General features: G+C 67.5%; 10 protein-coding genes. 5 read left to right on the forward strand and 5 right to left on the reverse strand.

The genetic code is table 11. The features are described from left to right. Positions 1-20: 20 nt before the first annotated feature. Positions 21-908 carry a sugar kinase gene (locus FHW94_RS17260; protein ID WP_246866226.1) on the reverse strand — a complete coding sequence of 296 codons (888 nt, stop codon included), beginning with the start codon at positions 906-908 and terminating at the stop codon, positions 21-23. A 28-nt stretch (positions 909-936) separates the two neighbouring features. Beyond that, a complete protein-coding gene (manD, locus tag FHW94_RS17265) occupies positions 937-2,145 on the reverse strand; it encodes a mannonate dehydratase (protein WP_168557070.1) in 1,209 nt (402 codons plus the stop codon). 277 nt (positions 2,146-2,422) lie between these two features. Between manD and FHW94_RS17270 the strand changes: the two genes are divergently transcribed. The 5 genes from FHW94_RS17270 (at position 2,423) to FHW94_RS17290 (ending at position 9,336) form a co-directional block, all read left to right on the forward strand. Then, positions 2,423-4,990 (forward strand): TonB-dependent receptor, encoded by a 2,568-nt coding sequence (locus FHW94_RS17270; protein WP_168557071.1) that lies wholly within the window; start codon positions 2,423-2,425, stop codon positions 4,988-4,990. Next, positions 4,965-5,942 (forward strand): ABC transporter substrate-binding protein, encoded by a 978-nt coding sequence (locus tag FHW94_RS17275; protein ID WP_168557072.1) that lies wholly within the window; start codon positions 4,965-4,967, stop codon positions 5,940-5,942. Before FHW94_RS17270 ends, FHW94_RS17275 begins: the two co-directional genes overlap by 26 nt. A gap of 93 nt (positions 5,943-6,035) precedes the next feature. Continuing rightward, complete coding sequence (locus FHW94_RS17280) at positions 6,036-7,373, forward strand: LLM class flavin-dependent oxidoreductase (protein ID WP_168557073.1); 1,338 nt, start codon at positions 6,036-6,038, stop codon at positions 7,371-7,373. Further along, entirely contained in the window at positions 7,370-8,959 is a 1,590-nt protein-coding gene (locus FHW94_RS17285; RefSeq protein WP_168557074.1) for an FAD-binding protein, read from the forward strand. The genes FHW94_RS17280 and FHW94_RS17285 overlap by 4 nt, the downstream gene beginning before the upstream one ends. Continuing rightward, entirely contained in the window at positions 8,956-9,336 is a 381-nt protein-coding gene (locus FHW94_RS17290) for a ferredoxin family protein (RefSeq protein WP_168557075.1), read from the forward strand. Before FHW94_RS17285 ends, FHW94_RS17290 begins: the two co-directional genes overlap by 4 nt. A gap of 49 nt (positions 9,337-9,385) precedes the next feature. On the opposite strand, the gene FHW94_RS17295 is transcribed toward FHW94_RS17290, so the two are convergent. The 3 genes from FHW94_RS17295 to FHW94_RS17305 form a co-directional block, all read right to left on the reverse strand. Next, positions 9,386-11,884 carry a TonB-dependent receptor gene (locus FHW94_RS17295; protein WP_168557076.1) on the reverse strand — a complete coding sequence of 833 codons (2,499 nt, stop codon included), beginning with the start codon at positions 11,882-11,884 and terminating at the stop codon, positions 9,386-9,388. A gap of 174 nt (positions 11,885-12,058) precedes the next feature. Continuing rightward, on the reverse strand, positions 12,059-12,988 hold the full coding sequence (locus FHW94_RS17300; RefSeq protein WP_210425746.1) for an ABC transporter substrate-binding protein: 930 nt from the start codon (positions 12,986-12,988) through the stop codon (positions 12,059-12,061). A gap of 47 nt (positions 12,989-13,035) precedes the next feature. Continuing rightward, positions 13,036-13,890 (reverse strand): TauD/TfdA family dioxygenase, encoded by an 855-nt coding sequence (locus tag FHW94_RS17305; RefSeq protein ID WP_168557078.1) that lies wholly within the window; start codon positions 13,888-13,890, stop codon positions 13,036-13,038. Between the last annotated feature and the right edge of the window lie 15 nt (positions 13,891-13,905).

The following is a 13,905-nucleotide window of genomic DNA, read 5'->3' on the forward strand; positions in this document are numbered from 1 at the left end:
TCAGTCCAATTGCACGGGCTCTAGTCGCGCGCGGGGATGGCGCCGGGGCGCATGATCGTCCACCCGGCACAGGCATGGCCGGCCAGTACCGCTGCCGTATCGTCCGATCCGCGCAGCACGGCACCCAGGAACCCGGCGTTGAACGCGTCGCCCGCGCCGCTGGTGTCGATCGGTTGCAGGCGCGCGGGCGGGGGGATCGTCTCGCCGCCGGGCAGGCGGGCACCCTCCGCGCCCGATTTGACCACCGTGCGCGCGCAGCCCTGCGCTTGCCAGCGCGCGGCCACGACGGCCGCGTCGGTCTCGCCGGTCAGCGCGGTTTCGTCTTCCAGGGTGGGCAGGCCGATGCTCGCCGCCGCCACGGCGCGGGCGTGCCAGGCGCGCGCGGCTGCTTCGCTTTCCCACAGGCGCGGGCGATAGTTGCTGTCGAACGCCACTTCCCCGCCATTGGCGCGCACGCGCGCGGCCAGGGCGAGCAAGGCACTGCGCCCCTCGTCGGGCAGGATGGCAAGCGAGATCAGCGAGAAATAGAGCAGCGCCGCCTGGGCGGCGCGGTCCGTGGCCCCGGCCGTTTCGGGCAGGGCAAACATCGCGCGCGCGGCGCTCGCCTCGCGCCAATAGGTGAAGCTGCGCTCACCCTGCGCATCGGTGGAAATGGCATAGAGCCCGGCGCCCCGCGTGGGGTGCGTCAGGATCAGACTATCGTCCACCCCTTCGTCCCGCCACGCCGCGCGCAGCTTGGCACTGAACGGATCGCGGCCCAGCGCGGTGAAATAGGCCACGTCATGCCCGGCGCGCGCCAGGTGGATCGCGGTGTTGAGCGTGTCGCCGCCATGGCCAAGGCGGAAAGTCTCTCCCGCCCCGGACAATTCCAGCATGCCTTCGCCCAGGCAGACGATCCGCCCGGTCATTCGATCCCCCCGGTCGTTCGACCCATGATCACCAGTTCCACATCGTGCCGTCTTCAAGACGGGCCACCGGCAGGTAGGCCGGCTTGTAGGGGTATTTCTTGGCCAGTTCCTCGTCGATGTCCACCCCGTGGCCGGGGGTGTCGCCCACAAACAGCTCACCCTTTTCGAAATGGTAATCGTGCGGGAAAACCGCATCCGTTTCAGCGGTGTGGCGCATGTATTCCTGGATGCCGAAATTGGGCACCCAGGTATCGAAATGCAGCGCGCAGCCCATGGTCACCGGCGAAAGATCGGTTGCGCCATGGCAACCGGTGCGCACCTGGTAAAGGCTGGCCAGATCGGCAATGCGGCGCAAGTGGGTCAGGCCACCCGCGCCCACCACGGTGGCGCGGATATAGTCGATCAACTGGTTCTGGATCAGGTCCTTGGCGTCCCAGATCGTGTTGAAGATCTCGCCCACGGCCAGGGGCGTGGTGGTGTGCTGGCGCACCAACTTGAAGGCTTCCTGGTTTTCCGCAGGCGTGCAGTCTTCCAGCCAGAACAGCTGGTAGGGTTCCAGCATCTTGCCCAGGTTGGCCGCTTCCTGCGGGGTGTAGCGGTGGTGCCCGTCGTGCAGCAGGTGATGGTCGAAACCATAGGTCTTGCGCAGTTCTTCAAACAGCTTGGGCACGTGGTTGAGCGCCTTGCGCGTGTCCCACCCGGTGACCGAGGGCAGCGCGGCATCGGCCGGCTCGTAATAGAGCTTGCCCCGGCCCACGCCATAGGCGTCCTTGATGCCGGGCACGCCGGTCTGGGCGCGGATCGCCTTGTAGCCCATGTCGATATAGTGGCCCACCGCTTCCACGGTTTCGGCAATGTCAGAGCCGTTGGCATGGCCATAGACCATCACGCCGTCGCGGCTGCGCCCGCCGAGCAGCTGGTACAGCGGCATACCCGCCATCTTGGCCTTGATGTCCCACAAAGCCATGTCCACCGCGGCGATCGCGCGCATCGTCACCGGGCCGCGCCGCCAATAGGCACCGCGATAGAGATATTGCCAGATATCCTCGATCCGGCGCGGGTCCATGCCGATCAGGCACGGCGCCACGTGATCCTGCAGATAGGAAACCACTGCCAGTTCGCGCCCATTGAGCGTGCCATCGCCGATGCCATAGACGCCCTGGTCGGTTTCGATCTTGAGCGTGACGAAATTGCGGCCGGGGCAGGTGACGATGACCCGTGCGGCAGTGATCTTCATGAAATGGTCCTCGCGTGTCGGCTGACGGATGGTGGCAGGCGAATGTGGTCTTGCCGAATTGGCCGACCGATATCGGCCTGTCAAGTTTTACAGGATTGGTAATGCCAGTTTGTGCCGATCAGGCCACATATTGGCAATGCTCATGGGTGGCGACCGTGAAATCATTGGCAAGGCGCGGTCGCGCTCCGTAACTCGCGGCGGTATTTTCAACCAAAGCGGTAGAGTTTAGACAATGACCAATGGGGGTTTTCGCGCGGGCCTGTTGCGGGGCGGGGCCGTGTTCGCTGTACTCGGGGTGGCCCAGGTGGGCGCGGCCCATGCGCAAGGCGCGGGCGCCGTGGCATCGGCGCCGGCGGCCGAAGGCGTTGACGAAAGCGGCGCAGGGGCGATCATCGTCACCGGCCTGCGCGGCGGGCCGCAGCGCACGGTGGCAGAAAGCCCGGCACCGATCGACGTGGTCGGGGCCGACAAGCTCAAGACCACCGGCGCTGCCGAATTCGGCGAAGCGCTCACGCGCGTGTTGCCCTCGATGAATTTCGCCAGCACGCATGCCGGCATCTTTTCCGTGGTCCGCCCGGTCAGCAATCGTGGCCTGAGCCCGGCCTATACCCTGGTGCTGGTCAACGGCAAGCGCCGCCACAACAGCGCGTTCATGACCAACACCACCCAGGATACCAGCGGCGTCAACGCGGTGGACCTGGACATGATCCCGACCAGCGCGATCGGCCGGATCGAAGTGCTCAAGGATTCCGCAGCCGCGCAATATGGCACCGATGCCATCGCCGGGGTGGTCAACATCCAGCTCGACAAGCGCACCGGCTTTGATGCGACGGCGCAATTGGGCCGGCAATACATCGGCAACGGCGATCGCCAGAGCTGGCGCGTGCAGGGCGGCTATGGCGTGAAGCTGGGCGAAGGCGGATTCCTGCGCCTGTCGGCCGAATATCGCGAGCGTGGCGGCAACTGGTGGAACCTGCCGGCCACCGACACCAATCTCTACTCGATCCCGTCCAACCGCACCGTGGCCCAGGTGGCTGCCACCAGCGGCCTGTCCGAAGCGCAAGTGCAGGCCAACATCACTGCGGCCAATGCCCGCAACGCGCAGTGGAACCGCGATGGCGCGCACAACGGCGATCCGCAGGTCAAGGCGTGGAACGCGGGCTGGAACAGCGAAGTGCCGATCGGCACCGATTGGACGTTCTATTCCTTCGGCACGTTCGGCCACCGTGACGTGCAGATCGGCAACAATTTCCGCCGCCCCAACGGCACGGCCGATTTCACCGCGCTGTTCCCCAACGGCTATTACCCGGTCAACAACATCGCCGAAAACGATGTGCAGGTTACGGGCGGGTTCAAGGGCACGCTGGACGAATGGCATATCGATGCCTCCAGCAGCTTTGGCCGGAACCGCAGCCGGCAATATTCCAAGCTCTCGATCCGCCCTGCGCTCGGCCCCACCGGACCGACTTCGTGGGACAGCCTGGCCAATTTCCGCTTCACCGAATGGACTCACAACCTCGACGTGACGCGCGAGGTGGACCTGGGCCTGGCCAAGCCGCTCCAGCTTTCGTTCGGTGCGGAATACCGGCTCGATCGCTTCCAGACCTTTGCCGGGCAGGAACTGGCGTGGAAGACGGCCAGCTATATCATCAAGCCCGGCGACCAGCAGTATGACTGGAACGTGGGCCTGGCCGCCTCGCCGGTCGTGCAGGGCGCGATCGTGCTTTCCCCAGCCGACGAGGCCGATGCCAAGCGCCGCGTCTATGCCGGCTATGTCGATCTGGCGTTCTATCCGGTGCAGGATGTCTATGTGGGCCTGGCGGTCCGCGCCGAACATTACAGCGACGGATCGGGCAGCCCGGTGGGCGTCAAGTTCAACGCGCGCTGGGATGTCAGCCCGGTCTTTGCCCTGCGCGGCACGGTCGGCACCGGGTTTCGTGCGCCTTCGCTCACCCAATCGGCCTATGCCCAGACCGATGGCCGCACCGCGCTGGTGCTCAACCCCGCCACTGGCCTGACCGAAGCCGTGCCGACCGTGGCCAAGCTGGTCACGCCGGATTCGAAGCTGGGCGGGCTGCTCGGAGCCAAGCATCTCAAGGCCGAGCGCAGCTGGAACGCCGGGCTGGGCTTCGTGGTCAACCCCGGTCATGGCTTCAACCTCACGGTCGATGGCTATTACATCAAGATCAAGGACCGGATCGAGCGCACCGGGCGCCTCTATGGCAGCGGCATCACCGCGATCCTCAATGCCAACGGCCTTTCCGGCGTGGAGCAGGTGGAATACTTCTTCAACGCGGCCGACACCTCGACCTGGGGGCTCGATGCGGTGGCGCAGTGGCACCATGGCCTGGGCGCCTGGGGTGACGTGGATCTGAGCGCCGCGTTCAACTACAACAAGACGCATATCGATCGCCTGCCCACCGTCCCCTCGCAACTGTTCGGGGCAGGCGGCGCATCGCTGCTGGGCGCCGGTTCCGCCTTTTTCGGCGGGGACAAGCAGGGCGAACTGACCGTGATCAACCCCACCACCAAACTGGTGCTCAACGGCAACTGGACGCGCGGCCGCCTGGGCCTGGCGGCCACGGTCAGCCGCTATGGCAACTATGTGCAGCGCACCGCCGCCGGTGATGACCGTCGCTTTGCCGACAAGTGGATTACCGATGCCAGCGTCAGCTATCGCCTGACCAGCTTTGCCACGGCGCAGGTCGGTGCCACCAACCTGTTCAACGTGCGCCCCGAAACCAATGGTCCGGGCAGCCCGCAGACGGGCCAGGGCTATTACGGGCCTTCTCCGTTCAACCCCGATGGCGGCCACTATTATGGGCGAATTTCCGTTGCGTTCTGATCGGCGCGGGTTCCTTGCCGGCGCGGCGGCCAGCCTGGTCGTGGTGCCGGCGCTGGCCGCCTGCGGACACCGGCAGGCCGGCACCGCCCTGGTGCTGGGCGATCAGGTCCATCTGCTCCAGGCCAAGCTGGAAGCGGCGGGCGCGCTCGATGGCGTGCCCTACCGCTATACCTGGGCCAGCTTCCCCGGCGCGGCGCCCTTGCTCGAAGCGCTCAACGCCGGCGCGGTCGATACCGCCATCGCCGGAGACCTGCCGGTCGTGCTGGCCGCGGCGGCCGGCTGCCGGCTCAAGATCGTGGCGGTCAGCCAGTCCGCGCCCGAAAGCATGGGCATCATCGTGCCGCGCGGTTCGGCGATCAAGGACGTGGCCGATCTTGCCGGGCGGCAGGTCATCGTGTCGAGCGCCCGGGGCAGCATTTCGCATTACCTGCTGCTCGAAGCGCTGCGCGAGGCAGACGTGCCGGTCGAGCGGGTGAAGATCGGCTTCATGCTGCCGACCGAGGCCAGCGCCGCCTTTGCCAGCGGGCAGATTGCCGCCTGGGCCACGTTCGGCCTGTTCCAGGCGCGGGCCGAGGCGGCCGGCGCGCGCGTGCTGCGCCACGGGCGCGGCATCGGGCCGGGCTATACCCTGATCACGGCCACCGAGGCTGCCCTGGCCGATCCGGCAAAGCGCGGTGCGATCGGCGACGTGCTGGCCCGCCTGCGCCGCGCCAATGCCTGGGCGCGCGCGCATGCAGAGGACTATGCCCATGTCTATGCCCGGCAGACCGGCGTGGACCTGGCGCTGGCCCGCACGCTGGTGGCGCGCGAGCGGCCCGACCTTGCCCCGCCCGACGATGCTTTCCTCAGCGCGGTGCAGCGCGCGGCCGATCGCTTTGCCGAATATGGCATGCTGCCCCGCCGCGTCCACCTGCCCGACTATTGCGATTTCACCTTGCTGCCGCCCGCGTGAGGCTTGAGCGGGTTCAATCGCCCTATCAGCAATGCTCGTTATCCCCCACGCCCAGCCCGACCCTAGACTGTGCGCCAACAGGAGGTCCATTTCATGTCAGAGCCCCGCCAATTGCATCTGGGCGCCATTCTCGAAGGCGTCGGCACCGATCAGCATTCCTGGCGCGATCCCGCCGTTCCGGCTGACGCCAGCATCAGCATCGACTGGTATGTGGAGCAGGCGCGCCTGGCCGAGGCGGCCAAGTTCGACCTCGTGTTCATTGTCGACAGCCCGTTCATCACGCCCGATACGGCGCCGCATTTCCTCAACCGGCTCGAGCCGCTCACGCTCCTGTCCGCCCTGGCGCTGGCTACCAGCCGCATCGGCCTGGTCGGCACGCTGACCACGTCCTATTGGGAGCCCTACAACGTTGCCCGCCAGTTCGGCTCGCTCGATCATATCAGCAAGGGCCGCGCGGGCTGGAATGTGGTGACCACCGGCCTCGAAGGGGCTGCGGGGAACTATGGCCGCGACGCGCATTTCCCGCATGCCGAACGCTATGCCCGCGCGCGCGAATTCGTCGATGTGGTCCAGGGCCTGTGGGACAGCTATGAAGACGATGCCTTCGTGGCCGACAAGGCCAGCGGCGTGTTCCTGGACAAGGCCAAGCAGCACCGGCTTGACCACAAGGGCGATTTCTTTTCGGTCTCCGGCCCGCTGGCGCTGAGCCGCTCGCCCCAGGGCCAGGCCGTGATCTTCCAGGCCGGTGACAGCAACGAAGGCCGCAACCTGGGTGCCGCAATCGCCGATGGCACGTTCACCGTGGCGGCCGATATTGCGACGGGCCAGGCCTATTATGCCGATCTCAAGGCGCGCGCAGCCGCCCTTGGCCGCAATCCCGAACACATCAAGGTCCTGCCGGGCCTCTCGCCGATCCTGGCCGACACCGACGAGGAAGCCCAGGCCATTGCTCGCGCGCAGGAAGAAGCGCTCGATTTCAACAAGCTGCTGGTGCAATTGGGCCGCGCGTTCAACTATCATGATTTTTCGCAATACGATCCCGACGCGCCGTTCCCCGATGTCTCGGGCCTCTCGCTCAACAGCTACAAGGGCCATGCCGAACGGATCGTGGCGACCGCGCGCGCCGAAGGGCTGACGCTGCGTGCCACGGCCTGGCGCTTTGGCCAGTGGCGCAGCAGCTTCGTCGGCTCGCCCGAAACCATTGCGGACGAGATCGAGCGCTGGTTCGTAGGCCGCGCCGCCGATGGCTTCAACTTGCGCGTCACGCGGCCGGGTGAATTTGCCCTGTTCCGCGAACGCGTGGTGCCGATCCTGCAGAAGCGCGGCCTGTTCCGCACCGACTATGCCGGGCAGACCCTGCGCGAGCATCTCGGCGTGCCTGTTCCCGCCCATCGCCATGGCGCGCAGCTTCTGGCCGAAGCCGCCGAATGAGCGCGGCGCCGCTGACGCTGCGGGCCGATGTCCTGGTGATCGGCGGTGGCATGGCGGCAGCCTGGGCGGCGCTGGCCGCCGCCGAAGCGGGCGCTGCGGTGATCGTGGTGGACAAAGGCGCCATGGGCACCAGCGGCGTGACGGCCACGGGCGGGCCGGGCCACTGGTTCGTGCCGCCCGAGGGCCGCGCCGCCGCGCTGGAGCGGCAGGTGGCGCGCACGCAGGGCCTGGCCGAGGCGGCGTGGATGGAACGGGTCATGGACCTGACCTGGCGCCACCTGCCGACGATCGCCCCGTGGTATCCGTTCGGCAGCGACGGGCAGGGCGGGCGCTATATCCAGGGCGTGCGCGGGCCGGAATACATGCGCGCGTTGCGCCGCATGTGCGTGGGCGCGGGCATTGCCGTGCTGGATCATCATCCCGCGCTCGAACTGCTGGCCGATGGCGACGGCGCCGTGGTTGGTGCGCGCGGCCTGGCCCTGGGCAGTGGGGAGGACTGGGAAATCCGCGCCGGCGCCACCATCCTGGCGACCGGCGGCTGTGCGTTCCGCTCTGGCCTGATCGGCAGCCACACCCAGACCGGTGACGGGCTGCTGATGGCGGCGGAAGCCGGCGCTATGCTCTCGGGCATGGAATTTTCGATATCCTGGTCGCTCTCGCCGGCCTGGGCCTCCACCCGCACGCTGCCGTTCACCGCCGCGCGCTTTTTCCGCGAGGATGGCAGCGAACTGGCGATCCCCTCGCTCAAGGCCGGGCATGCGCATTACCAGGCGCTGGGCGCCGCGTTGCTGCAAGGGACCGTCCTGGCCGATCTTTCCGCCGCGCCGGCCGGGCTGCCGGCGGTCTTGCGGCAGATCCAGCCGCTGACCGTGGCCGCGTTCGAGCGGCGCGGCATCGATCTGTTCCGCCAGCGCTTTCCCGTGCGCCTGTTTGGCGAAGGGACCATTCGCGGCACGGGCGGCATTGCGCTCGCCGATGCCGATTGCGGCACCGGGGTGCCGGGCCTCTATGCCGCAGGAGACGCGGCCACGCGCGAACTGGTGGCTGGCGCGATCAGCGGCGGCGGCGCGGTCAATTCCGCCTGGGCGCTCGCCTCGGGCCGGATCGCCGGCGCGGCGGCGGCGCACTATGGCGCGGCCAAGGGCGGTCGTGCCGGCCCGGCGCGCGCCTTGGGCAAGGCCGGCCTGCGCCCGCGTGGCAGCGCCAGGCCGGTTGCCACGGCGCCACTGCAACAGACGATCGAGCACGCCATCCACGGGCTCGATCGTGCGCTGTGGCGCCGTGCTTCCACCTTGGCGGCATCGCTGCACGAACTCGATGAAGCGTGGCGCGCAGTGGCCGACCATGGCCTTGCTGCCGACCCTCGCGGCCGCGTGGAACTGCGCGCGACGGCGGCGATGGCCGCGACGGCGCGATGGTGCACGGCGGCGGCGGCGGAACGACGCGAGACGCGCGGCATTGCCGTGCGCACCGATCTGCCCGCCACCGATCCCGCCCAGGCGCGGCGCCTGCTGGTCGGTGGACTGGACAAGGTGTGGACCCGGCCGGCAGCGCCCGCCCTGCGCGGGTTGGAGGCGGTGCTGTGATCGCCGCTCTGCTTGCCGAACGCTGCACCGGCTGCAACGCCTGCGTGGAGCAGTGCCCGACGCGCGTGTTCGAGCCCGGTGGGCCCGGCGGCGTGCCGGTGATCGCCGCGCCCGATGCCTGCCAGACCTGCTATCTGTGCGAACTGGCCTGCCCGGTCGATGCACTTTGGGTCAATCCCGATGCGCACGACGCCACCGCGCCCCCGCTTGCCGATCTGCTCGCCTCGGGCCAAGTGGGCCGGGTGAAGCGCGATCATGGCTGGGATGCGCCGCTCGATGCCGGCCAGCTCGATGCCTATCGCCTGCTTGGCCCGCTGCTGGGCGAAGGGGTGGAGATTGCCGACCGGCACTACCACCGCTTGATCGCCGCACGTTGACTATGCCGCGCGCCGCCACCCCCCAGCGGGATGGCGGCGCGCGCATGGCTCAGAACGTCACGCCCACGCGCGTGTAATAGAACCCGCCGGAAAGCCCGAACGGGGCAAAGTTGCCATAGGCGCCCGAACCATCGGAAGCGACGATGCCGTTGCGATCGGGGTAGACATCGAACAGGTTGTTGGCCCCCACCGACCAGGTGACCTTGTCCGAAAGCTTGTAGCCCACTTCCAGATCGGCCACCCATTTGGCGCCAAAGGTGCGGTCGCTCGCCGCCGTGGTGCTGCTTTCGGTATATTCGCCATAGCGCGTGGCGCGCACCAGCGCGGTCAGGCGGTCAAGGCTCCAGTTGGCCGACAGCACCACTTTGCTCTTGGGCACGGCCACCAGCAGGTCCTGCTGCACCTGCCGCCCGAAGAGCACCACGTTGAGCGAGGATAGCTGCGTGGGATTGGCGATCACATGCAGGATCTTGGTGTCGAAATAGCTCCACGCCGCATTCAGGCGCACGGTGCCAAGGTTGCCGGTGTGCAGGCTGTATTCGCCCACCACGTCCACCCCACGCGTGCGCGTGTCGATCGCGTTGGTGAAGAACTGCGCGCTGTCCACCCCGGTCACGCCATTGGCAACCAGGATCGCCTTGATCGCGCTGCCGCCGTTGGCGGCGGTGCCGAGGAAGTCGGTCTTGACGATGCGATCGTCGATGCGGATCTGATAGCCATCCACCGTCAGGCGCACGGGCCCGCGTTCAAACGTGATGCCGGCGGTAAAGCTCAAGGACTTTTCGGGCTTGAGCGGCTGCGCCCCCAGCGCGCGGGCAGCGGCCGAATCCACCGGCAGGAATTTCGAGGTGGTCAGCACGCGTTCGTTGCCGACCACCGTGGCGGTGTTCTGCGTGGTGGAAAAGGCCGTCTGCGCCAGCGACGGGGCGCGGAAGCCGGTGTTGACCCCGCCGCGCAGCGCCAGGCCGCGCGCCAGCTCAAGCCGCGTGCTGAACTTGCCCGATGCGGTGTTGCCGGCGCTGTCGGAATAGTGCTCGAACCGCCCGGCGAGCCCCACGAACCAGGCCGGGGTGATCTTGGTGGACACGTCCACATAAGCGGCGACGTTGTTGCGTGAAACCTGCGTGGCATCGGCCGGCGACGTGCCGGTGAACGAGACGAGGCCGGGCGAGGGCGAAAGCCCGCCATAGAGATTGCCGAACGGCGTGCCGTCCTTGGGCACGACATAGCCGCCGTCGCGATAGCTGTCGGGCTCGCTGGCGCGGCTGGCGAACTGTTCGAAGCGGTGCTCGATGCCCACGGCCAGGTTCAGCTTGTCGGCCAGGCCCACGTCCAGCCCGCGCGAGAGGTCAAGGTTGTTGACCCACAGCGTCTGCACCTGGCGGCCCATGTAAAAGCTGGTCTTGCTGGTTGGCCCGATCGAGGGATTGAGCGTGTTTTCCGCCCCCAGCTTCACCGAATCCCGGCCAAAGCTGCTGGAAAGATCGGCCGCCCAGCCGCCCAGGTCGCTGCGCAGGCCCCATGTGGTCTGGTAATCCCATTCCCACAGCCGGCGATAGGCCTGGAAGCCGGAAGGGTAGAGCTGCGGCAACGACCCGATCGAGGTTGCCGGCACATAGGCGCCGCGCGCGTCCTTGATGTTGCGATAGCTCAGCGTCGAAAAGCTGTAGAGGCGCGTGGTGTCCGACAGCGGCAGTTCGGCGTTCACGCTGCTGTTGATGATCTTGTCGCGGTTGGATCGACCATAGCCGCCCGCGATGACATGATCGGCGTTCGCTTCGCGCGGGTCGGGCTGGCCGTTGACCAGCGGATAGATCCGCGCGATCGGATCGGCCGAGCTCTTGGCGCGGTCGTGATACTTGCCCTCCACTGCCACGCGGACAAAGCCATCGTCGCCCAGGCGCGCGCCATAGGACAGCGTCTGTTGCAACAGCGCGCCGCCCTTTTCATAAAGCTGGCCGGCGGTCGTGGTGAATTCCCCGCCCTGCGGCGCGTCGTCCAGGATCAGGTTGATCACGCCGGAAATCGCGTCAGACCCATATTGCGCCGCCGCGCCATCGCGCAGCACTTCGATCCGGCCCACGGCATTGGTCGGGATCAGGTCCACGTCCACCGGGGTGGAGCCGCCCGAAACGCGGCTGAGATTGTTGATCAGCGCCGTGGTGTGGCGGCGCTTGCCGTTGACCAGCACCAGCAGATAATCGCCCGAAAGCCCGCGGATCGAGATCGGCCGCACGCTGGCCGACGTGCCGCCGCCACCCAGCGCCGGCATCGACAGCGAGGGGATGATATTGCCCAGGATTTCCTTGAGGCCGGTGCGCCCGGTCTGCTTGAGATCGGCCGGGGTGATCACGTCGATCGGCACCGGGCTGTCGGCCACGGTGCGAGGGCTGCCGCCACGCGTGCCGGTCACCACGATCGCGTTGCCGCCAACCTCGCCTGCGTCGGCATTGCTTTCTGCTGCCGCAGCAGCTGGGCTTTCTGCCGCCTGCGCTGGCGCTGTGGCCAGCACGCCCACCAGGGCGGTGGAAAGGAGAGTGGATCGCATGGAAAAAGCCCCCGTCATATTCGGTTCTGAACGTGGGGTTGCCTTGCGGAATTATACTCTATCAATCCAATTGAGTTTGTTTGGTGGCCTATGATGTCTGGCAATAGGCCAAACGGGATGGGCGTTAAAAAGTAGGGGGGCCCCGGACCTGATCCGGGGCCCCGCTTGTTCGCCCTACACGATTGGCGCAAAGGCCTGGGCAAGCGGGCGCGGCGCTTTCACTTCGCCGGCCTGGCGGAAGGTGTCGAGCACGCTCTGCTGCGCCGCGATCAGCCCGGCATCGATCGGGGTGCGCACGCGGCCGTTGCGCTGCGCGGTGGCGCGGGCAATGGCGAGCGGCAGCCCGGTCTCGCGCGAGAGGAGGGCGGCGTATTCCTCCACGTGGCTGGCCGCCCAGGCCAGCGCCTTGGTCTCGCGATCCAGGAAATCGGCCAGCAGGTCGCGCTTGGCCTTGGCGGCCCCGGCATAGGCCACATCGAAACCCGTGCCGTTGGAAAACGGCCGGCCATCCACGGCAATGTGCGCGCCCTGGGCCAGCGCGGCCACGGTATAGGGCGCCCAGGTGGCCCAGGCATCGATGGCCCCGGTCTGCAGTGCGGCCTGGCTGTCGCTGGGCGAAAGGAACACCATGTGCACGGCATCGGCTTTGAGCCCGGCCTGTTGCAGCGCGCGCAGCACCAGGTAATGCCCGATAGAGCCACGGGTGGACGCAATGCGCTTGCCCACCAGGTCGCCGATCGAGCGTGCGGCCGAGCGTGGCGACACGAGGATCGCCAACGCGCCTTCGGGCGTGGGCGGCACCACTGCCATGGCGCCCACGGCCACGATCGGGCTGCCGGCCTGATAGGCGAACTGGAACGGCGCGTCGCCCACCAGGCCCACATCCACCGCGCCGGACCCCAGCGCTTCGAGCAGGTTTTGCGCGGCGGGAAATTCCGACCACTCCACGCGATACGGCGCGCCGTCCAGCACGCCGGCGGCCAGCATCAGGGCCTTGGTGCTACCGCGCTGGTTGCCCACGCGCAGGGTGCCCGATGTGGCCCCGCCCCGGCCGCAGGCGGCCAGGGCGAGGAAACCAGCCGCCGCCAGGCCACCTGCTGCCATGATCGCATTGCGGCGGGTGAGGGACGGATGGACAATGCCTGTTTCGTTCACAGATCGGACCATAAGGGCTCGTCGGCGATCAGCACGCGATGCAGTTCACGGGGGAAATCGCCATAGTTGCGCACGGCATAATGCACAGCGGCCCGGTTGTCCCAGAACGCCACCGAATTGGGCCGCCAGCTGAAGCGCACCTGCAGTTCGGGCCGCTTGTACTGCTGCAGGATCTGCGCCAGCAACTCGCGGCTTTCGGCCAGTTCCACGCCCAGGATCTGCGGCTGCTGCGAGAAATTGACCCACAGGATCTTCTCGCCGGTTTCGCGGTGGGTGCGCACCACGGGATGCGCCACGATCGGGTATTCGTGGCCCACGGCCTTGAGCGCGCCGAGGAAATTGTGCGTGACGTGCAATCCTTCCAGCCGCGCCTGCAGCGCTTCGGGCAGGCTTTTCCACGCCAGGTGCGCGTCCACCCATATCGTGTCGCCGCCCACTTCGGGCAGCCGCACGTCGCGCAGCACCGCGCCCCAGGTCGGCACCAGGCGCCAACTGGTGTCGGTGTGATAGGCCTCGCCCTTGTCCAGGTGATCGAGATAGCGATCCCCGGCGTGCTTGAGGTCTTCAGCCGCGATCGCGTGGATCGGGGTGATCCCGGCGTTGTGCCGTGTCGTGGGGTGGGTGTAGAGCGGCCCGAACTGGCCGGCAAAAGCGGCCTGTTGCGCGTCGGTCAGCACCTGGTCGCGGAAGAAGATCACTTTGTAGCGCAAGACCGCGGCGCGGATCGCTTCCCGCTGCAACGGGGTGATCGGTGCAGACAGATCGATGCCGCTCACTTCGGCCCCGATGGTGGGCTGCAGGCGCGTGAAAGCCAGCCCGTGGTCGTTGCGTGCCAGAATGTCGGTGCTCATGGCGTTTTCTCCCTC

This window comes from Novosphingobium sp. SG720 (genome assembly GCF_012275365.1).
In the GTDB taxonomy this organism is placed as follows: Bacteria; Pseudomonadota; Alphaproteobacteria; order Sphingomonadales; family Sphingomonadaceae; genus Novosphingobium; species Novosphingobium rhizosphaerae.